Annotated in this window: 17 protein-coding genes and 1 pseudogene; 13 read left to right on the forward strand and 5 right to left on the reverse strand. The window is 59.8% G+C overall.

All coding sequences use genetic code 11. The features are described 5' to 3' along the window. The first annotated feature begins 124 nt into the window (after positions 1-124). From OYW20_RS11265 to OYW20_RS11275, 3 genes and pseudogenes are all read left to right on the forward strand, one after another. Positions 125-2,782 (forward strand): sensor histidine kinase, encoded by a 2,658-nt coding sequence (locus OYW20_RS11265; RefSeq protein ID WP_268800748.1) that lies wholly within the window; start codon positions 125-127, stop codon positions 2,780-2,782. 49 nt (positions 2,783-2,831) lie between these two features. Next, positions 2,832-3,521, forward strand: a complete 690-nt coding sequence (locus OYW20_RS11270) for a response regulator (protein ID WP_268800749.1) — start codon at positions 2,832-2,834, stop codon at positions 3,519-3,521. 367 nt (positions 3,522-3,888) lie between these two features. Then, a pseudogene (locus OYW20_RS11275) lies at positions 3,889-5,290 on the forward strand (IS1182 family transposase). 266 nt (positions 5,291-5,556) lie between these two features. Here the strand turns inward: OYW20_RS11275 and OYW20_RS11280 are convergent. Further along, entirely contained in the window at positions 5,557-6,615 is a 1,059-nt protein-coding gene (locus OYW20_RS11280; RefSeq protein WP_268800750.1) for a patatin-like phospholipase family protein, read from the reverse strand. A gap of 172 nt (positions 6,616-6,787) precedes the next feature. Between OYW20_RS11280 and OYW20_RS11285 the strand changes: the two genes are divergently transcribed. The 6 genes from OYW20_RS11285 (at position 6,788) to OYW20_RS11310 (ending at position 12,899) form a co-directional block, all read left to right on the forward strand. After that, positions 6,788-7,066, forward strand: a complete 279-nt coding sequence (locus OYW20_RS11285) for a hypothetical protein (RefSeq protein ID WP_268800751.1) — start codon at positions 6,788-6,790, stop codon at positions 7,064-7,066. Positions 7,067-7,293: 227 nt separating this feature from the next. Further along, positions 7,294-8,211, forward strand: coding sequence for an AAA family ATPase (locus tag OYW20_RS11290; RefSeq protein WP_268800752.1), 918 nt, complete (start codon positions 7,294-7,296; stop codon positions 8,209-8,211). After that, complete coding sequence (locus OYW20_RS11295) at positions 8,181-9,164, forward strand: DUF58 domain-containing protein (protein WP_268800753.1); 984 nt, start codon at positions 8,181-8,183, stop codon at positions 9,162-9,164. Before OYW20_RS11290 ends, OYW20_RS11295 begins: the two co-directional genes overlap by 31 nt. Before the next feature lie 13 nt (positions 9,165-9,177). Continuing rightward, positions 9,178-11,178: a transglutaminase TgpA family protein gene (locus tag OYW20_RS11300; RefSeq protein WP_268800754.1), complete on the forward strand. Its 2,001-nt coding sequence runs from the start codon at positions 9,178-9,180 to the stop codon at positions 11,176-11,178. A gap of 48 nt (positions 11,179-11,226) precedes the next feature. Then, on the forward strand, positions 11,227-11,994 hold the full coding sequence (locus tag OYW20_RS11305) for a CHAD domain-containing protein (protein ID WP_268801101.1): 768 nt from the start codon (positions 11,227-11,229) through the stop codon (positions 11,992-11,994). A gap of 110 nt (positions 11,995-12,104) precedes the next feature. Beyond that, positions 12,105-12,899, forward strand: a complete 795-nt coding sequence (locus OYW20_RS11310) for an acyl-CoA thioesterase (RefSeq protein WP_268800755.1) — start codon at positions 12,105-12,107, stop codon at positions 12,897-12,899. Between the two features lie 96 nt (positions 12,900-12,995). Here OYW20_RS11310 and OYW20_RS11315 read toward each other — a convergent pair whose 3' ends face one another. Beyond that, positions 12,996-13,217, reverse strand: a complete 222-nt coding sequence (locus OYW20_RS11315) for a hypothetical protein (RefSeq protein WP_268800756.1) — start codon at positions 13,215-13,217, stop codon at positions 12,996-12,998. Positions 13,218-13,739: 522 nt separating this feature from the next. After that, positions 13,740-14,567: a TatD family hydrolase gene (locus tag OYW20_RS11320; RefSeq protein ID WP_268800757.1), complete on the reverse strand. Its 828-nt coding sequence runs from the start codon at positions 14,565-14,567 to the stop codon at positions 13,740-13,742. 186 nt (positions 14,568-14,753) lie between these two features. Here OYW20_RS11320 and OYW20_RS11325 point away from each other — a divergent pair, with 186 nt between their 5' ends. The 4 genes from OYW20_RS11325 (at position 14,754) to OYW20_RS11340 (ending at position 17,870) form a co-directional block, all read left to right on the forward strand. Continuing rightward, positions 14,754-16,175 (forward strand): MltF family protein, encoded by a 1,422-nt coding sequence (locus OYW20_RS11325; protein ID WP_268800758.1) that lies wholly within the window; start codon positions 14,754-14,756, stop codon positions 16,173-16,175. 102 nt (positions 16,176-16,277) lie between these two features. Then, positions 16,278-16,712 (forward strand): DoxX family protein, encoded by a 435-nt coding sequence (locus OYW20_RS11330; RefSeq protein WP_268800759.1) that lies wholly within the window; start codon positions 16,278-16,280, stop codon positions 16,710-16,712. A 257-nt stretch (positions 16,713-16,969) separates the two neighbouring features. Next, positions 16,970-17,278, forward strand: a complete 309-nt coding sequence (locus OYW20_RS11335; RefSeq protein WP_268800760.1) for a class I SAM-dependent methyltransferase — start codon at positions 16,970-16,972, stop codon at positions 17,276-17,278. 64 nt (positions 17,279-17,342) lie between these two features. Beyond that, positions 17,343-17,870 (forward strand): DUF3833 domain-containing protein, encoded by a 528-nt coding sequence (locus OYW20_RS11340; protein WP_268800761.1) that lies wholly within the window; start codon positions 17,343-17,345, stop codon positions 17,868-17,870. Positions 17,871-18,213: 343 nt separating this feature from the next. On the opposite strand, the gene OYW20_RS11345 is transcribed toward OYW20_RS11340, so the two are convergent. Together OYW20_RS11345 and OYW20_RS11350 are read right to left on the reverse strand one after the other, a co-directional pair. Further along, positions 18,214-18,780 (reverse strand): GNAT family N-acetyltransferase, encoded by a 567-nt coding sequence (locus OYW20_RS11345; protein ID WP_268800762.1) that lies wholly within the window; start codon positions 18,778-18,780, stop codon positions 18,214-18,216. 87 nt (positions 18,781-18,867) lie between these two features. Then, entirely contained in the window at positions 18,868-19,770 is a 903-nt protein-coding gene (locus OYW20_RS11350) for a LysR family transcriptional regulator (protein ID WP_268801102.1), read from the reverse strand. Between the last annotated feature and the right edge of the window lie 50 nt (positions 19,771-19,820).

Raw genomic sequence — 19,820 nt, forward strand, 5'->3', positions numbered from 1 at the left:
AATCTGTAGGAGCCAACTTGTTGGCGAAGCGGTTTATGCGCTGTGTGAGGCGGGACGCTTCGCGAACAAGTTTGCTCCTGCAGCCCTGCGGCAGACTGGAATAATGAGTAAGGAACAACACATCGTGAATTCGACCACCCGTGCCGACGCCATTCTGGCCAACCTGCCTCGGGAGGGGCGTGGCCGGCTGAAAGTGTTTCTGGGCGCCGCGCCCGGTGTCGGCAAGACGTACGCGATGTTGCAGGCGGCGCACACTCAGATGCGCCAGGGCGTTGCAGTGCTGGCGGGCGTGGTGGAAACCCATGGCCGCAGCGAAACCGAAGCCTTGCTCGGTGGCATCGCGCAGCAACCGCTGCTGCGCTCCGAATACCGTGGCGTAATTCTCGAAGAAATGGACCTCGACGGTCTGCTCAAGGCCGCGCCGGGACTGGCACTGGTTGACGAACTGGCCCACAGCAACGCCCCCGGCAGTCGTCACGCCAAGCGCTGGCAAGATATCCAGGAGCTGCTCTCGGCGGGCATCGACGTCTACACCACGGTCAACGTCCAGCACCTCGAAAGCCTCAACGACCAGGTGCGCGGCATCACCGGCGTGCTGGTGCGCGAAACCCTGCCCGACTGGGTGCTGCAAGAAGCGTATGAACTGGTGCTGATCGACCTGCCGCCGAGGGAACTGCTTGAGCGCCTGCGCGATGGCAAGGTCTATGTACCTGAGCAGGCCCGCGCTGCCATCGATGCGTTCTTTTCGCAAACCAACCTCAATGCGCTGCGCGAACTGGCCATGCAGACCGCCGCCGCGCAGGTCGATAACGATCTGGCGCAGGGCTACCGCCAGCTGGGGCAAGCGGCCCCTGCGGTGCGCGGCCGCTTGCTGGTGGGCGTGGACGGCGACGCCCAGGCTGAAAGACTGGTGCGCCATGCCAGCCGGGTGGCCCAGCGTCGGCATCTGCCTTGGAGTCTGGTGCACATCGACAACGGCCGGTTTTTCGATGAACTGGCGCGCACCCGTCTGCAAAACGCGCAACAACTGGCTGAACGGCTGGGCGGCGAAGTGGTGGTGCTGCGTGCGCCGGAGGTGGCAAAAACCCTGATTCAGCACGCCGCCGAGCGCCGGGCGAGTCTGGTGCTGGTCGGACAATCCCGGCCGAGCTGGCGCCGTCGCGTTCTCGGTGGAGGCTTGGCTGCGCGCTTGTTGCGCAATGCCCATGGCCTGGAAATCAACGTGCTGGACAGCGAAGCGCGCCCGGACCAGCCGCGTTCGACGTCACCTCGGGCGTTGGTTGGATTCGACTACGCCCTGGCCCTGCTCGCGACCGTGGGTGCGAGCGTACTTGCCTGGGCGGTGTCCGGCGTGCTGGCGCTGCCGAACATCTCACTGGTCTTTCTGGCGGCGGTGCTGCTGGTGGCCGTGCGCAGCAGCCTCGGCCCGGCGCTGGTGTGCGCTGTGGCGTCGTTTCTGGCTTACGATTTTCTGTTCATTCCGCCGAATTTCTCCCTGAGCATCCAGCGTGAAGAGGATGTGCTCACGCTGTTGTTTTTCCTGCTGATGGCGGGTGTCACCGGCAACCTCGCGGCCCGCCAGCGGGGTCAGTTGCGCGCGTTGCGTGACACTCAGGAAGAAACCAGCGAAATGCTCGAGCTGTCACGCAAACTGACGGCCGCCACGGACCGTCAGGCCGTGCTCAGCGCCGCCGAGCAACATTTGGGTGGCTGGAAGGAGCTGCAACTGTGCGTGCTGAACCCTGACGGCCACCAGGGCTGGACCGTCGAAATCGGCGGGCCGCTGGAGTTCTCGGAGTTTGAGCGCGCTGCTGCGGACTGGGCCTGGCAACACGGCCAGCCAGCGGGCAAGGGCACAGGGACATTGCCGTCCGGGCGCTGGTGGTGGTTGCCATTGTGGGTCGACGATGCGCCGCTGGCGTTGCTCGGTGTCTGTGCCAGAGAGGGGCAGATATTTACCCCGCAACGCCGGCGTCTGCTCACCGCGCTCAGCCAGCCCATCGGTCAGGCACTGGCCCGCGTGCGACTGGCTGATGACCTCGAAGCAGCGCGTCTGCACGGTGAAACCGAACAGTTGCGCAGCGCGTTGCTGGCGTCCGTCTCCCACGATCTGCGCACACCGTTGACATCCATGCGCGGCAGCATCGACAGCCTGCTTGCGCTGGGTGAGGCGATACCGCTGGAAGATCGTCGAGAGCTGCTCGAAGGCACCCGCGATGAAGCCGAACGTCTGGACCGTTACATTCAGAACCTGCTGGACATGACCCGTCTCGGTCACGGCGCCTTGAAGCTGGCCCGCGACTGGGTATCGCCGGGTGACATTGTCTGCAGCGCCTTGAACCGTCTGCGCGCCGTGCTGGCGCCGCTGCAGGTCAGCACGCAGCTCGCGCCTGACTTGCCACTTTTGTATGTACACGCCGCGTTGATTGAGCAAGCGCTGGTCAACGTGATTGAAAACGCTGCGCGCTTTTCTCCCCAGCAGGGCCGTCTGCAACTGACGGCAGACGCGGATCAGGAGGAGGTGATCTTCGCGGTCAGCGACGAAGGTCCCGGCATTCCGGAAGCCGAACGGGCAAAGATTTTCGACATGTTCTACACCGCAGCCCGGGGCGATCGAGGTGGGCAGGGCACCGGTCTGGGACTGGCGATCTGTCAGGGGATGGTCGGCGCCCATGGCGGGCGCATCACGGTCAGTGAAGGCATCGAGGGTCGCGGCACCCGGATCAGTCTGCACCTGCCGTTGCCCGCGCAACCCGACGCGCAATCGGAGCAGGCAGTGTGAGCGGGCTTTGCGTTACGCTCTCGTTTTCTTCAGTCACGACAGGACAACCATGAGCCAGACGGCAACCATTCTGGTGATCGATGACGAGCCGCAGATTCGAAAATTTCTGCGCATCAGCCTCGCTTCACAGGGCTACAAAGTGATTGAGGCCGGGACAGGCACCGAGGGTTTGAGCCAGGCCGCGCTGAACAAACCCGATTTGCTGGTGCTTGACCTGGGTTTGCCGGACATGGACGGGCAGGACGTGCTCATTGGCTTTCGCGAGTGGTCGACGGTGCCTGTGCTGGTGCTGTCGGTGCGCGCCAGTGAAAGCGAGAAAGTGCGTGCTCTGGACGCCGGCGCCAATGATTACGTGACCAAACCGTTTGGCATTCAGGAGTTTCTGGCACGGGTGCGTGCGCTTCTGCGCCAGTCCCCGGACAGCGGACAGCCTGAGTCGGCGCTGGTGATTGGCCCGTTGACCATTGATCTGGCCTACCGGCGCGTTTCCCTGGACGGTGTCGAAGTGGGCCTGACGCGCAAGGAATACGCCGTGCTGGCGCAACTGGCGCGCCATCCGGGCCGGGTCATCACGCAGCAGCAGTTGCTCAAGGATATCTGGGGCCCGACCCACACCGAAGACACCCATTACCTTCGCATTGTGGTCGGCCACCTGCGGCAGAAACTCGCCGACGACCCCGCCGCCCCGAGGTTCATCGTCACCGAGGCGGGAGTCGGGTACCGGCTGGTTGAAAGCTGAATTGCCTGTAGACGCGAATTCATTCGCGTGGGGGATTGCCGGGTTCGTGCTGATGACGGCTCGCCAACAAGTTGGCTCCTACAGAAGCGTGAGGTGCGCCTGACATCTGTAGACGCGAATTCATTCGCGTGGCGTTGGAACTGATTCAACCCATGACATCGCCTCGCCAACAAGTTGGCTCCTACAGAAGCGTGAGGTGTGCCTGACATCTGTAGACGCGAATTCATTCGCGTGGCGTTGGAACTGATTCAACCCATGACACTGCATCGCCAACAAGTTGGCTCCTACACAGACTGTGTGAAAACCTAGCCAACCCGCCCCAGATCTAAGAAAATGCCCCGCATCGAAAGATGCGGGGCATTTTCTTATGGCGTACATCCAGGGCGAATCTCGAAACCAGACCAGCCTGTTTCCGGTTTCCATCGACGAAGTCATTCCCGAAGACCATCTCGTCCGGGTCATTGATGCCTATGTTTCGCGCCTTGATCTCCGGGTTCTGGGTTTTGATAAAGCCATCCCCAAAGGCAACGGACGTCCACCTTACAACCCCGCCGATCTGCTCAAGCTCTACATCTACGGTTATTTCCAGCGCATACGGTCTTCGCGCCGGCTCGAAGCTGAGTGCCAACGCAACATCGAAGTCATGTGGCTGCTCAACCGCCTCGCGCCGGACTTCAAAACCATCGCCGACTTCCGCAAGGATAACGCCACCGCGTTCTCTGCAACCTGCCGCGCGTTTGTTCAGTTCTGCCGAACCGCAGCTTGGTCAAAGGTGATCTGGTCGCCAATGGCAGCAAATTCAAGGCTGTCGCTTCGGCCCGTCGTCACATCAGCACCAAGCACCTCAAGCGCGATCAGGAAAAATTGGACCGCCGCATAGCCAAGTATCTAGAGGATTTGGACTGCGCAGATCGCGACGAAAATGAAGAGGTGGTTGATCGAAGCGCTGTTAAGACGGTGCTGGCGAAACTGACCGCCAAACGGGACGACTACCTGACCTGCCAGGCGCTGATGGACGAACTGCAGATCACCCAATTCATCAGCACCGAAAGCGACGCGCGGATGATGCGAGCCCCGCAGGGCATGGCCGTTGCCTACAACGTGCAGACCGCAGTCGACGCTGAAAACAGCCTGATCGTGCACCACGAAGTGACTCAGGAAGGCGATGATCGCAAGCAACTGGAGCCGATGGCAAAAGCGACTCAGGAAGTCCTTGAACAACCGAATCTGACCGTTACTGCAGATGCCGGCTATTCAAACGGCGAGCATTTTCAGGCCTGTGATGACGCCGGCATCACGGCGTACGTACCGATTAATCGGGGCAACAACATTGAAGACCCCACTTCTTTTGGCCGGACGATTTTAACTACGACCAGCAAAACGACCGCTACCAATGCCCGGCCGTTTTTTGCCCCTGCTGCAACTGAACAAGGGACAGCGAATCTACCGCGCAAACGCTAATGACTGCGGCTCCTGCCCCCTTAAACATCGATGCACCAAGAGCCGCTATCGCTCGATCAAGCGACACGTTCACGAAGAAGCTTTTGAAAGAATGAAGCAGCGAATGCAGGCACATCCTGAGATGGTTGATGCCCGAAGAGCATCGTCGACCCGTTTGGCCCTCAACAATGGATCTACGGCAATGGCCGGTTCTTGCTTCGCCAGCTAAAGGGTGCGCGAACGGAAATGGCGCTTGCGATAACGCCTATAACCTGAAAAGGGCTATCAACGTCCTGGGCGTGCGCCGAATGATTGAGTTGCTGGCCTGAGGAAGGCCTTTTTTCTCTCTGTATAAATGGGAAATGCCCCGAGGTGATCGGGGCATTTTTTTGGTTAGCTGCTGGTTATCTGGTTTTCACACGGTCTGTACAGAAGCGTGAGGTGTGCCTGACATCTGTAGACGCGAATTCATTCGCGTGGCGTTGGAACTGATTCAACCCATGACACTGCATCGCCAACAAGTTGGCTCCTACAGATCGGCGAAGGCCTGTAGACGCGAATTCATTCGCGTGGCGTTGGAGCAGGCGTTTCGCGTTCAGTGATCATGCTCGCGTTCGTAACGGTCGAGGGTGTCGCTGGCGATCATCCTGCCCAGTGCGATCAGCTCCGGCGCTTTGTAGAACTCGAAAAAGCGGCACACGCGTTTAGGTACGTTGATCAGGATGTCCGGCGGGTAACCGGCAATCTTGTACTGCGCCAGTGAGGTCTGCATCACCTCAAAACTCTGGTTGATCAAGTCCAGCAATGAAGCCGGCCCGACGTTATCGAGGATGATCGAGCCGCTCGCAGACTTGGGAGCGCCCGCTGCCTGAGGTGCGGCGGCGGGTTGCTGGCCGTGCGGGTCTGCAGATTCGGTGGCCAGCCAGGGATTGGCAATTTTGGCTGCGGACGCCTTCAGGCTGTCTTGCTCTAACCGCAGCGGGTTGCCATCTGCCACGTCCAGCTTGCGTTTGAAGGGCAGGTGCGAGCCAATCGAATTGATCAGGCTGTCGAACCGCTTCTTGACCGCCGGCGGGCGCTCGATCACTGGCAATTGATAGTGGGTCTGGCTGGTGGAATTGAGGTTGACCGCGATGATCAGATCGCAGTGCGACGACACCACCGGCACGATCGGCAGCGGGTTCAACAGTCCGCCATCGACCAGCATGCGATTGCCCTGGATCACCGGCGTGAAGAGGCTGGGAATGGCCGCCGAGGCGCGCATGGCTGAATGCAGGCTGCCTTCCTGGAACCAGATTTCCTGCTGATTGGTGAGGTCGGTGGCCACGGCCGTGTAAGGGATGCGCAGATCCTCAATGTTGATTTCGCCGACGATTTCGCGGATCTGACCAAACACCTTCTCCCCCCTGATCGCCCCCAGCCTGAAGCTGACGTCCACCAGGCGCAGCACATCAAGGTAGTCCAGGCTTTCGATCCAGCTTCTATACTCGGGCAACTTGCCCGCCGCGTAGATCCCGCCGACCACCGCGCCCATCGAGCAACCGGCGATACAGGCGATGTCATAACCGCGTCTTTCCAGCTCCTCGATTACGCCAATGTGTGCATAGCCCCGTGCGCCCCCTGACCCCAATACCAGCGCAATTCTTTTTTTCATTTGCCGTTTCCCGGTCATCATTCATTTACAGGTTGAAACACCTCCTGTTTCCTCTGAAATAGCGGTCACCGTCAAGCGATAAAACCGCTACTCTGCGCGCCGGTCATGGCACTTTTGCAACGCGCAACCGTCAAAGCCGCACTGTCGATTTCCCTTGTTGAGGTAACACCCGATGAAAGCGTGGATCTGCCTGCCATTGCTGGCCCTGATGCTCACAGGTTGTGCCGGTAAAACCGCCTACCGCGATAGCTGTGCCACGCAACTGGACAGCGCCTGGCAGGAACTGGATCTGGCCAAGGCCGAAGGTTTTGCCGGCACCGTCAGCTACTCAAAAGCCCTGTCGTTACTGACCGGAGCCAAGACTCAACAACAGTTCGAAGCGTTCGAGGGTTGTTCTGAAAAAGCCGAGAAAGCGCGCTTCTACATTAAAGAGTCCCGCGCCGGTCGTTAAGCCAACAGCTTTTCGCGGGCAAACGCGCCTCTTGTAGGAGCGCGCTTGCCCGCGATGACGTCAGTTCTACCGCCACACATCTTGCATTTTCATCCCCTGTTCCATGCCGCGCTTTAAAACCTGCATTCCCCTCTGGCGAAAACGCCTAAGCTGACCTTAAAGTGGCTGCACGTCTGGCCTCTGTCGCAGTCTTATCCGCCATGAGCAGTCGCCTGGGAGACTTTCCGATGGGCAGAAAACTGGATGCATGTCTAAACGCGATCAACGAAGTGATTCTGGGTAAGGAGCCGCAGGTTCGACTGGCCATGACCTGCCTGTTGGGTGGTGGGCATTTGCTGATCGAGGATTTACCAGGCATGGGCAAGACCACGCTCAGTCATACCTTGGCGCGGGTGCTGGGACTGAGTTTTCAACGTATCCAATTCACCTCCGACCTACTGCCGGGTGACATTCTTGGCACCTCGGTGTTTGATCGCGACACCGGGCAGTTCACCTTTCATCCAGGGCCGATATTTGCCGAGCTGGTGCTGGCCGACGAGATCAATCGCGCCACCCCCAAAAGCCAGAGTGCGCTGCTCGAAGCGATGGAAGAAGGTCAGGTCACCATCGAGGGCGCGACCCGCCTGCTGCCTGATCCGTTTTTTGTCATCGCCACACAAAACCCTTTCAGTCAGGGCGGTACGTTTGCGCTACCGGAATCTCAGCTCGACCGTTTTCTGATGCGCCTGTCGCTGGGGTATCCCGCGCGCTCTGCCGAGAAAGCCTTGCTGCTGGGCACCTCCCGGCGTGAACTGCTGCCGCGCATCGAGCCGATTCTCGACCACGCCGAACTCGCCGTCTTACAGGCCGAAGCGCGGCAGGTGCGTGCCACCGATGCGTTGGTCGATTACGTCTTGCGGCTGGTGGACGCGACGCGCAGTCAGCCGCAATTTGCGTATGGGCTTTCGCCGCGCGCCAGTCTGGCGATCCTCGCGGCGGCAAGGGCGTGGGCGTTGCTGATGGGGCGTGATTACGTGATTCCGGAAGATGTCCAGGCGATCCTGCCTTCGGTGATCGGTCATCGCCTGCGCGAACGCACCGACCCCACCGGGCATGGCGGCGGAGCGTTGGTGCAATGGCTGTTGCGCGAGGTGCCTGCGCTTTGATCGAACGGTTGAAACCGATCTGGCAGCGCTGGGTGGTTCGACGCATTCCCCCGGCTTCGCGGATCGAACTGGATCACCGCCGAATTTTCATTCTGCCGACCCGGGTCGGCGGCACCTACGCACTTGTGCTGTTTTTGATGTTGCTGGTGTCGATCAATTACCAGAACAGCCTCGCCTATGGCCTGACGTTTCTGATGCTGTCAGTGGGCGTGCTCGCGATTCTGCACACGTACCGAAACCTCAGTGGGCTGGTGCTCAGCGCAGGGTCTGCACGCTCGGTGTTCGTCGGCGAGCCCGTGCAGCTACGCTTGCGCCTGGAGAGCCTCGGTCATGCCCATCAGGCCATTGCGCTGGGCTGGGACAGCGAGCAGTTGCAGCAAATCGATGTCGACGCCCAGCGCCTGAGTGAAGTCGAGTTAAGCCTGCCCGCTGTCAATCGGGGTTGGCTGCGAGCACCCCGCCTGCGTGTCGAGAGCGTGTTCCCGCTGAGCATCTTGCGCGCCTGGAGCTGGCTGGATCTTGAGCAGACCGTGCTGATCTATCCGCGCCCGGTGGCGGGGACGATGCCGTTGCTCGAGGGCGCCCAACCGAGTGTGGAGGACAACGGCCAGGCCACGCGCGGGCAGGGCGTCGACGACTATCAGGGGCTGCGTGTTTATCAACCGGGGGATTCGCGGCGTCGCATGCACTGGAAAGCCTATTCCAGAGGTCAGGGGTTGCTGGTCAAGGATTTCTCGGCGTTGATCGGCAACGATGTGTGCCTGGATTTCATGGCGCTGGCCGGTGACATTGAGGATCGCCTTTCGCGCTTGTGTTACTGGGTGTTGGAGTTGTCGCACCGTCAACAACCCTTTGCCCTGCGGTTGCCGGGGTATCTCTCGTCGGTGGACAGCGGCGACGAGCACCGCGAAACCTGTTTGCGCGCACTCGCGCTGTATGGAGCGCGGGCATGAGCGGGCGCTGCCGATGAACATCACAAACGCGCTCACCCAACCGATCCCGAGGATCAGTCTCAACTGGCTGCTCGTTGCTCAGGCGCTGGTGATCGTGCCGTTTGCCCTGCACGTCCCGGTTGCGCTGATTGTGTTGTGGCTGGCGTGCACCTTCTGGCGTATTCAGATCTTCCGCATGCGCGTACGCAGTCCCGGCACCTGGATCAAGTCCGGTCTATTGGTTGGCACGGCCGGGGGGATTTATCTGGCGCGCGGCAGCCTGGTAGGGCTGGATGCGGGCGCGGCGCTGCTGATTGCGGCGTTCATTCTCAAAATGCTCGAAATGCAAACCCGCCGCGATGCGCTGGTGCTGATCTTCCTCGGGTTCTTTTGCGTGGTGGTTGGCTACCTGTTCGAAGATGATCTGCTGTGGGGACTGTTCACCCTGCTGCCCGTCAGCACCTTGCTCGCTGCGTTGATCGGCCTGCAACAATCGAACCTGGCTAGCCGCCCGGTCGGCACCTTGAAGCTGGCGCTCAAGCTGTTGGCGCAGGCTGCACCGCTGATGCTGTTGTTGTTTCTGTTTTTTCCGCGCCTGGAACCGCTATGGTCGCTGCCGCAACCGAGTAACAAGGGGCTGACGGGGCTTTCCGACAACATGGCGCCGGGGGATATCGCCGAGTTGGCCCGGTCGGCTGCACTGGTGTTTCGCGCCAGTTTCGAAGGGCCGGTCCCACTGAGTGACCAGCAGTATTGGCGCGGGCTGACGCTTGAACAGTTCGATGGCCGACGCTGGTCGCAGTCGTCGCGGGCGCAGGTGGCTGACGCGCCAGGCTGGAGCAAGCAGGGCGATGCGGTTGCTTACAGCGTCGTGATGGAACCCAGTGGCAAACCCTGGTTGATGACGCTGGACGTTGCCGAGACACAACTGGCGGGCGTGCGGCAAATGAGCGATTTCCGCTGGCAACGTCGGCGTCCCATCGAGCAGTCGGTGTTGTACGAGGCAAGGTCGTGGCCCGATGCCGTACGCGAAACCACGCTCAGCGACGGTGCACGATTGCAAAACCTTCAATTGCCTACCAAGGGCAATCCGCAGGCGCGGGATTGGGCTGCTCAATTACACCGCCAGTACCCTAAGCCTGATGCGCTGGTCAGCGCGATGCTCAGCCATTTCACTGCCGAGCCTTATCACTACACGCTCAAACCGCCGACCTTGGGTGCCAACAGCATCGATGACTTCCTGTTCAGCAGTCGCCAGGGTTTTTGCGCGCATTACGCCGGGGCCATGACGTTTGTGCTGCGCGCCGCCGGAATCCCCGCGCGCGTGGTCGCAGGTTATCAGGGCGGGGAACTGAATCCGAACGGCAACTACATCAGCGTTCGTCAGTTCGATGCCCATGCGTGGGTCGAGTACTGGCAGGCCGGCGTCGGCTGGCGCAGTGTGGACCCGACTGCCGCCGTTGCGCCCTCGCGGATCGAGCAGGGGCTGGAGCAAGCGCTGGCTGCGGACGAAGCGTTCCTGGCGGACTCGCCCATGTCGGTGCTGCGTTATCGCAACGTGTCGTGGCTCAACAGCGTGCGCTTGAGCTGGGACAACCTCAATTACGGCTGGCAACGCTGGGTGCTGGGTTATCAGGGCCAGCAGCAGTTACAGGTGCTCGGGCGCTGGTTCTCCGGATTCGATGCGCCGGTTTTCGTCAGCGGTGTGTTGGCTGTTCTGGCGTTGCTGGCGCTGTGGTTGTTCAAACCTTGGCAGCGCGAAAGCGATTCGCAGCTACGCGTGTTCAACCGATTCGAACGCTTGTTGGCGCGCCATGGTCTGAAAAGGCAACAGGGCGAAGGTGCTCAGGCGTTTGCCCGGCGCGCTGCGGTGATTTTTCCGGCGCATGCTCAGGCAATCGATGCATTCGCCCGAGAGTTCGAAGCGCAGCGGTATGGCGCGGGTTCAGGTTCTACAACGCAGTTACGGCGTAGCCTCAAGCATTTGCGCCGCAGCTTCCCATGGCGCCTGTCTGCGGTCAGAGACTCACGTTAGCGGCCCTCATTCTGCACACGGTCATAAAAGGAGCGGTTCATGTCAGCCATGGTCGATCACCTGATCGCCGAGATTATCAGTCTCAACGTCAAATTAATGTCCTGCCACGCGCGTTTGGCGGCGTCCACCGACAGCGAGGCATTGCACGACTTGCGCACCACCGTGCGGCGATTGCGCAGTGTACTGCGGCCGTTGCGCGACCTGCCCGGGCTGGATCAGGTCGAAGAAGCCGCCAAAGGTGTCGGTGACCTGACGACGCCGTTGCGTGATATGCAGGTGCTCGCCGCATTTCTTTACGAACAGGGTTTTGATGCGCCAGCGCTCAAGCGCTCGCGCTATCTGGAACAGGCCTGTCCGCGTGTTACGACCTCGCCGGAGTTGAACCGTCTGTTCGGCGTGCTCGACCAATTGCCTACATTTTTACGCACGCAGCAGCGTCACGGTTTGCTCAATCAATTGTGCAAACGCATTGAAAAACGCCTGGACAAACAGTGGAAAAAACTCAGGGATGCCATGGCGGATCCTGAACATGACAGGCATCGTCTGCGGCTGCTGATCAAACGTGTGCGTTACGCAGCCGAGGCTTATCCGGAGCTGAGTCACCAGCGCAAAGGCATGCAGCGGCGTTTGAAAGAGGCGCAAGGTGCTTTGGGCGACTGGCACGACCACCTGCAATGGTTGGCGCAGGCGGGGCAGCAAGTGGACCTCGCGCCGTGTACTGCAGGCTGGGAGTTGGGCATTTTGCGTGCAGAAGCCGAGTCGGATCAGGCACTGCTGGAGTTGGGTAAAGCGTGTTTTGGCAAGACAGCGCACTGATCTGGATTCAGGCCGCTCAATTGGCGCATATGGACTCTGCATGATCAGGGCTCGCTGGTTAAGATTGCCGCCATGAAAGTCGGCCATCTTTACTTGCCACAGGAGTGCGCATGAAGTTTTCTGAATTGCTCGACGCGGTGCGTGACAACCCGCAATCGGTGACGATCCCCCAGGAGTGGTCGCAGGGGCGCGCCTGTTTTGGAGGGTTGATGGCAGCGCTACTGTTTGAAGCGATGCGCGCCAAAGTCCCCGATGGCAGGCCCGTCAGATCGCTCGGGATCAGCTTCGTCGGGCCGCCCGTACCGGGTGCGCCTATTCGTTTTGATGTGGAAGTGCTGCGCGACGGCAAGGCGGTCAGCCAGGTGCTGGGCCGAGCCACTCAGAACGGTGAAGTGATGACGCTTGTACAGGGCAGTTTCGGCGCACCGCGTGATTCCATGATTGCTGTGGCGGCTGAGCCAGCGCCGTCGTTTAAACCGGTGGAGGAGGTGGCCGACTTTCCGTTCGTCTCCGGCCTCATGCCTGACTATCTGCGCTTTATCGGCCTGCGCTGGGCATTGGGCGGCATGCCTTTTTCCAACACTCAATCTCCAGCGATCGGCGGTTACGCAAGGCTTAAGGATGTGCAGGAAGAGCCGTTGACCGAGGCGCATCTGTTAGCGCTGGTTGACGCCTGGCCACCTGCCACGCTGCCGCATTTGAACAAGCCTGCGCCTGGCAGCTCGTTGACGTGGACAATTGAGTTTGTTCAGCCGTTGCCTGCGCTGACCACCCATGACTGGACCCAGTATCGCGCAGTGATCGAGCACGCTCGCGATGGGTACGGGCACACCGCAGCGGCGCTGTGGGCGCCCAATGGCGAGCTGATAGCGATCAGCCGTCAAACCGTCACCGTGTTTGGGTGAGTGCCGAGGTTTTTGCATCTGCAGGTGGCGGGTGATGCAGTCTGAATACCGCTCATAAATTCCGAGCCTGATCGGCAGAGCAAGCAACCTGAGTTCTTATTGGACTCGGGTTTTTATCGCCTGGGCTGCGACCAACCCCAGCACGCCGATGGCCAGGGACGTCACGCTCGAACTGAATGCTCCGGCCAGCAGCAACAGCCCCGATACGACTGACAGTGCAAGGGCAATCGCAGATGTCACGCTGGCCGTGGAATCGGTGGAGGGCTCGGCATTGCGCAAGAAGGTTTCCAGGTGCAGGTCGGTGATGAACTTGGGCATGGTCTTTCTCCTGAATCCGGTCTGGCGATTGAAGCAGAGCCGAATAAGAACGGTTTTCACTGTCTGGAGAATAGGCGCGACATCGGAGCATCGCGAATCGACGTTTGCTATTGCAGTGATAGCCGCCTGCAGGTGGCTGTGCATTCGCCATAAGCCGGGATGGATAGAGCTCGTCAGATCGCTGCGCTTGCAGATCCGAATTCATTTGCGAGACGCTGGATTCTCGGGCCGGAGCAAACAGCTTCTGCAGGAGTTGACGAGCCAGCGCGCGGCAGCGATGCGGTGTGTCAGGCAGATTGCATCGCGGCCTCGCCAGGGCTCGTCAGCTCACAAGCGACATCGTTTCGCCTTTCGGGCACCGAATCTGTAGGCGTGAATTCATTCGCACAGCCGCAGGGTCTACGAGACTGGGCAAGTGCTTTGTGTAGGCGTTGACGAGCCAGCGCGAGGCCGCGATTGCGGTGCGTCAGGCACACCGCAATACTCCTGCGGCGTCCGATTGATATCGGCAGGTTTGGCAGATCAGTCAGTTTGATTCGGCGTGCTTTGAATCTCAGGCAATCCAAAGAACGCCTGCGCGCAGGCGGTGGTGTGTGCGGCGACATCTGCCAGGGTTTCATCGCGATGCAATGCCACTTCGCGCAGCACTTCTGGCAAGTACGCTGGTTCATTGCGACCGTTTTTCGGTTTTGGACGCAAGGTGCGCGGGAGTAAATACGGCGCGTCGCTTTCCAGCATCAAGCGCCCCCGCGGGATTTCCCGAACCAGAGGATGTAGATGCGTGCCGCGGCGTTCATCGCAAATCCAGCCGGTGATCCCGATGTGCAGGTCCAGGTCCAGGTAGCTGAACAACGCGCGTTTTTCCCCGGTGAAGCAATGCACCACAGCCGCCGGCAAACGGTCACGGTAGTCGCGCAGAATCTCCAGCAAGCGCTCGTTGGCGTCACGCTCGTGCAGAAAAACCGGCATCTGCAACTCGACGGCCAGCGCAAGGTGCGCTTCCAGCGCTTTTTCCTGCTGCAGGCGCGGAGAGAAATCTCGATTGAAATCCAGCCCGCATTCGCCCACGGCAAGCACGCGTCGTTCGCCGAGCAGCGCGCGTAACTGTTTCTCCGTGTCAGCGGTCCAGTCGCTTGCCGAATGCGGGTGTACACCGGCCGTGCAGAACAACCGAGTGGCGCTTTCATCCAGTTCATGGCTCAGTTGCATCGCCTGTTCGCTGTTCTCGACACTGGTCCCCGTGAGTACCAATTGACCGACACCGGCTTCGTAAGCGCGGTTAAGAATCTCACGCTCCTTGCCGATAAAGCTGGTATTGGTCAGGTTGACGCCGATATCGATTAGTTGCATGTTTCGATCTCCAGCTAACGGCCGCCTAGGATAGCAGACCGTCCATCGTTATAAAAAATGAGCTGTCTCAACTGCTTGTGCCCATAGATTGATGTGATCTCCCATGCTCTGAAACCTGCTTGATCAGGGCCGGCGCAACGGACTCACAAAATTCATGCCGTACTTTCGGCATTTTCGGGAGCGTCAATGATCCGAGCGTCGGTCATTTCACTGCTGTGTCTGGTGCTCGTGCCGGCCCACGCGGCTGCGCGTCCTGCCGGACCTCCTTTGGTCAGCAAGAAGACCCAGGTCAGAGACCTTCCGGCGATCCGCAGCAGCAAAGTGTTACGTGTATTGGTCAACCAGAGCCGCAACAGCTCCGGCGAAATGAAAGGCGAAGCCACCGGCATTGAATACCGCAGGCTTCAAGCGTTCGAAAGCTACCTCAACAGTCACGCCCGTGACGGCCAGAAAGTCTCGCTGAAACTCATTCCCAAAGCCAAGGATCAATTGCTCGCCGCGCTGCAACGGGGTGAAGGCGATATCGTCGCGCCCGGGGAATTGCTCGACAGCAGCGCCGCGCTAAACGTGGAAGCGACCGATCCGGTGGTCAGCGCGGTGCCGTTGGTGCTGGTCGGGGTGAAGGGCGAGCGCGGTTTCAAACATATTGAGCAGTTGTCGGGCAAAACGCTGATGCTGACCAACGGCAGTGCCGCCGATGAGGCTGTGCTGCAGTTGAACCAGCGTCTGACGTTGCGCAAATTGCCACCGGTTAAAATCGAATGGGTCGACCCCAGTCTGGCGGTTGAAGACGTCCTGGAAATGGTTCAGGCCGGCATTTACCACCTGACGGTGGTGGAGCAGCCGATTGCCGAGCGCTGGGCGCGGATCATGCCCAAATTGCGCGTTGATCGTTCGCTGACGCTCAGCGCACACAGCGACATGAATTGGTTTGTGCGGCGCGACGCCAGCCAGTTGCACGATGCGATCAATACGTTTCTGGACACTTACAAAACCCCGGCGAATCAGGAAGTGGCGTTCCAGAAGGCCTATAAAGACCTGTATCAGGTGCACAACCCGCTGGCGCAAGGGGATCGCCAGCGGCTTGAAAGTCTGCGGCCGGTGCTGCAACGCCACGCCGACGCGCAGAAAATGGACTGGCTGGACCTGGCTGCAATGGCGTTCAAAGAGTCCGCGCTCAACCCCGCCGCCAAGGGTGGCAGCGGCGCGACGGGTCTGTTGCAGATCACGCCCTCGGCCGCGCGCCGGGTTGGCGTCGATAATATTCACGACGTGGACGGCAACGTTCAGGCTGCATCCCGATACCTGGCGATGATCCGCCGCAAGTTTTTCTCCAGCCCGAAAATCAATGAGCGAGAGCGCGTGGCCTTTTCGCTGGCCGCTTATAACCTGGGGCCGGAAAGGGTACAAAGCATGCGTGCTGAGGCGCGCCGACAGGGCTTGAACCCCAATCAATGGTTTTTCCAGGTTGAACGGGTCGCGATGGAGCAGGTGGGAATGGGCGTCGTCAGCTACGTTAATAGTGTGAACAAATACTATCTGGCGTACGACCAAGAGCGAGACGCGCTTGAAAGTGTTTCACCAAGGAAGATGACGAAACGGCAGTGATCGATTGATGCGATATTTATATCGCGTATTTTGCGATTCTAATATTTGTCTATTCGATTAGTATGGCGCCATTCTCTCAGCTAATTACATGGATCGACTCGCATGAATACCCAAATCAAATCCCTGCTCAACACCCGCGCTGGCTACGGCATCACCGTTTTGCGCATCCTCGTCGGCATCATCTTCATGGCCCATGGCAGCCAGAAGCTGTTTGGCCTGTTTGGCGGTTATGGCCTTGAAGGCACCGGTCAATACATGGAAAGCCTGGGCCTGACGCCGGGCTACCTGATGGCCTTGATGTCCGGCAGCGCCGAGTTCTTTGGAGGTCTGGCACTCGTGATCGGGCTGTTGGCGCGCCCGGCAGCGGTGGTGCTGATCGTAATGCTGGTGGTCGCGATTTTGTCGGTACATATCCACAACGGCTTGTTCATGGCCAACAACGGTTACGAGTTCGCACTGGCGTTGCTCGGCGGCGCGATTGCCGTGTTGTTCGAAGGCGCGGGGCGCCTGTCGCTGGACCGCTCGATAGCGGGCTGATCGGTTGACACCGCTTGATTGCGCAGCACCTGTCACGATGTAAAGCGAGGGGCCGCAGTGCGGGCCCTTTTGTTTTGTGAGCAAATTTGACAAGCCCGTGGGCGCTTCTCTAGGATGCATTGCATTGCGCCGATTTAAACAGCTACTTGCGGGGCGCAGGAGGTCATCAAACCGACTTCCAAATACCGCTAAAGCGCTGGTTCGGTGTTGCCTCTCACCGCTGCCCAGCGGAATTCTGAGGCTGAGACAATCACATCATGAACCACCCGCGCCCCCTCGTTCGCCTGACACCCCTGGCCGGTCAATTGAGCCGTCGTAACCCGAAAATTCTGCTGGGCGGTTCCCATCAGCCGACGCTTCTGCGCTACCTCGACGGCTGGCCACGGCGTCAGAGCGGCCCGCATGCATTTCTGATTCAATTCATTGACCAGCAACAGTCCCTTGAACATTTCACCAACGATCAGTTTGATCTGGCCGTGGTGCAAGCCCCTTCAGCCGAGCGCCGTGACGAGGTGATTCGCCACCTCACCCGGATTGCCCGGCAAGGATTGATCACGCGAAGCTAGATTGAGACGCCGAGCGCTCACTGCCGGCCTTGCTCGCAAAACATCTGTTTTCTGGAGTTCACCCATGTTGAAAGCCCTGACGCTGTTGTTTTGCCTAAGCCTGGCCGCCTGCAGTGGCGTTGATGTAAACCACTACAGCCAGGAAAAACCCACCCTCGAACTGCGCCAGTTTTTCACCGGCCGCGTGGAAGCCTGGGGTATGTTTCAAAAGCGTTCGGGCGAGGTAGTCAAACGCTTTCACGTGAACATCGACAGCCATTCCGAAGGCGATAAGTTCGTGATGCACGAGGACTTCACCTACAGCGACGGCACAAAGCAAACCCGTGTCTGGACTCTGCATCCGGAAGGTCCGGGCCGCTGGCGTGGAACGGCAGGGGATGTGGTGGGCGAGGCGCTGGGTGAAGTGTCCGGCAATGCGTTGCGCTGGCGCTATGTGCTGAGCCTTCCGGTGGACGACAAGGTTTATCAGGTTAACTTCGATGACTGGATGTATTTGCTGGATGAAAATACCCTGGCGAACCGTTCGTACCTCACCAAGTTCGGTTTTGAGGTAGGGCAGGTGACGTTGTTCTTCCGAAAAAAAGTTGATTGATCAGATGCAAGAGGCTGTGTTGATAAACCAGGGCGTGCGCGTCGCTCTTGCTGATCTCTTCGCGGGCAAGCGCGCTCCTACGCCCTTCGGGCAGAATCAAGAAGCCCAAGAGTGCCGCAAATCTCTGTAGGAGCGCACGAGCGACGCGAGGCCGGTGTGGGGTACGCAGCAGCCCCAAACCATACGCCTCGTTTCCATCTGGAAAACCGCATACACAGGGATCACTGCCGCTGCGCGGCAGATCGTCCGAATGCGGCCCAGAGACAAGCCACGCTCCTGCGCCCTCCGGGCAGAACCAAAAGCTTCGCAGGCCAGCCTCGCTTCAATAAAGCGCGAGATTCGCTCACCCCTGAAATCCCGAGACGCCGACTTCGGGGCGATCCCTGGGCACCCGTTGCAGGTGTTCCTGCACGGTGCGGCCCGCCAGAGGGCGGATCATCATTCGTACGGTATTGATCCGTTTGCCCATCTCGATGCCCTCGCGGGTGCGGGTCTGCTGGTAGCCGAGCTTTGCCCAGAAGCGCTCTGCCTTGTGGTTGCCTTGCACCACCGCAAGGCGCATCCATTGTGCGCCGTGCTGTTGAGCCCAGCGCTCGATCTCGGCGTGAATCAACTCAGCCTCGCCGGTACCGTGCCGGGAAGAGGCCACGATAAAGAAAGCGATGTGCCAGACCGCCGGTGCCCACAGGTCAGAGATAACCGTGACCAGCGCCGCCAGATCCCCATGCCGGTCGACATAACCCCATATCCAGCGCCTGTCGTATTCCCAGCCCTCGGGCAGCTCACCTTTGAGTTTCTCCAGCGCTTCCCCAGGTGTGAGCGGCTCGCCATTGCACGTGTGGAAATAGCCGGGATTTGCCTCGAAAAACGCCTGAACCCTGGGTTCGTCATCAAGGGGAAGGGCAACCACTTGAAGGTCGTCTATAGGTGAAACGGGACATTACATTGTGCGCATGGGTGTGCTCCTGACGAGTGCTGCTCGAGCGCGATGTGCCGGTTACTTGCCCCAGGCCGCCAACGCAAACTCAACGAAATGCCTGACCTTGGGCAGGCGATAACGGTCTTGCGCGTACATCAGAAACATCGGACGGCTGGGCGGTTGATAGTCCTGCAAAAACGGCACCAGCCTGCCCGCCAGCAAGTCATCGCGGATCAGCACGTCCGGCAACATCGCCACACCCATTCCGGCAACGGCTGCCTGCCGAAGCGCCTGCGTACTGTTAACGGTCATCGGGCCTGACACCGGAATTTCCATCACGCCTTCTGGCCCGGTGAGCTTCCACAGCTTTCCCGACGCGCGCCATTCATCCCCGGCCGGATACGCAAAAGCCAGGCAGTTATGGCGCCGCAGGTCGTTGGCGTTCATCGGCGTACCGTGACGTCTCAGGTAATCGGGCGAGGCGCAGATGGTCAGCGTGTAATCCTGCAGCGGACGGGCGATCAGGTTCGAGGTTTCAGGATTGCCGAGGCGAATCGCGGCGTCAAAGCCGTGCTCCAGCAGGTCCATCACCTGATTGCTCAGCACCACCTCAAGTTTGACCTGCGGACATTGCTGCACGAAATCACTGAGCATCGGCGCCAGCCGCTCTGCACCGAAAGCAGGGGGCGCGGTGATGCGCAGGGTTCCGGCAGGCAGGCTCTGCGCCTGTTCGGCGAGACGGTCAGAGTCAGCGACCAGCCCCAGCACTTCTATGCAGCGGCGGTAATACTGCACGCCAAATTCGGTGAGGTTTTGCCGCCGCGTGGTGCGTTGCAGCAGGCTGATGCCCAGTCGCTGCTCAAGCGCCTTGAGATGGTTGCCGACCATGGTTGTCGACATTTCACACTGCCGGGCCGCCGCCGTCATGCTGCCGCTTTCGACGACCTGCACAAACACCGACATCGACTGGAATACGTCCATTATCAAGGCCTGCTTTAAAGACACTGAAGAAAAGCCATCTTTATACACCA

This window comes from Pseudomonas sp. BSw22131 (genome assembly GCF_026810445.1).
In the GTDB taxonomy this organism is placed as follows: Bacteria; Pseudomonadota; Gammaproteobacteria; order Pseudomonadales; family Pseudomonadaceae; genus Aquipseudomonas; species Aquipseudomonas huanghezhanensis.

Coding starts and splice junctions, on each gene's coding strand:
- OYW20_RS11270 (WP_268800749.1), top strand. CDS start 2,832: ATGAGCCAGACGGCAACCATTCTGGTGATCGATGACGAGCCGCAGATT.
- OYW20_RS11280 (WP_268800750.1), bottom strand. CDS start 6,615: ATGAAAAAAAGAATTGCGCTGGTATTGGGGTCAGGGGGCGCACGGGGC.
- OYW20_RS11285 (WP_268800751.1), top strand. CDS start 6,788: ATGAAAGCGTGGATCTGCCTGCCATTGCTGGCCCTGATGCTCACAGGT.
- OYW20_RS11290 (WP_268800752.1), top strand. CDS start 7,294: ATGGGCAGAAAACTGGATGCATGTCTAAACGCGATCAACGAAGTGATT.
- OYW20_RS11295 (WP_268800753.1), top strand. CDS start 8,181: ATGGCTGTTGCGCGAGGTGCCTGCGCTTTGATCGAACGGTTGAAACCG.
- OYW20_RS11300 (WP_268800754.1), top strand. CDS start 9,178: ATGAACATCACAAACGCGCTCACCCAACCGATCCCGAGGATCAGTCTC.
- OYW20_RS11305 (WP_268801101.1), top strand. CDS start 11,227: ATGGTCGATCACCTGATCGCCGAGATTATCAGTCTCAACGTCAAATTA.
- OYW20_RS11310 (WP_268800755.1), top strand. CDS start 12,105: ATGAAGTTTTCTGAATTGCTCGACGCGGTGCGTGACAACCCGCAATCG.
- OYW20_RS11315 (WP_268800756.1), bottom strand. CDS start 13,217: ATGCCCAAGTTCATCACCGACCTGCACCTGGAAACCTTCTTGCGCAAT.
- OYW20_RS11320 (WP_268800757.1), bottom strand. CDS start 14,567: ATGCAACTAATCGATATCGGCGTCAACCTGACCAATACCAGCTTTATC.
- OYW20_RS11325 (WP_268800758.1), top strand. CDS start 14,754: ATGATCCGAGCGTCGGTCATTTCACTGCTGTGTCTGGTGCTCGTGCCG.
- OYW20_RS11330 (WP_268800759.1), top strand. CDS start 16,278: ATGAATACCCAAATCAAATCCCTGCTCAACACCCGCGCTGGCTACGGC.
- OYW20_RS11335 (WP_268800760.1), top strand. CDS start 16,970: ATGAACCACCCGCGCCCCCTCGTTCGCCTGACACCCCTGGCCGGTCAA.
- OYW20_RS11340 (WP_268800761.1), top strand. CDS start 17,343: ATGTTGAAAGCCCTGACGCTGTTGTTTTGCCTAAGCCTGGCCGCCTGC.
- OYW20_RS11350 (WP_268801102.1), bottom strand. CDS start 19,770: ATGGACGTATTCCAGTCGATGTCGGTGTTTGTGCAGGTCGTCGAAAGC.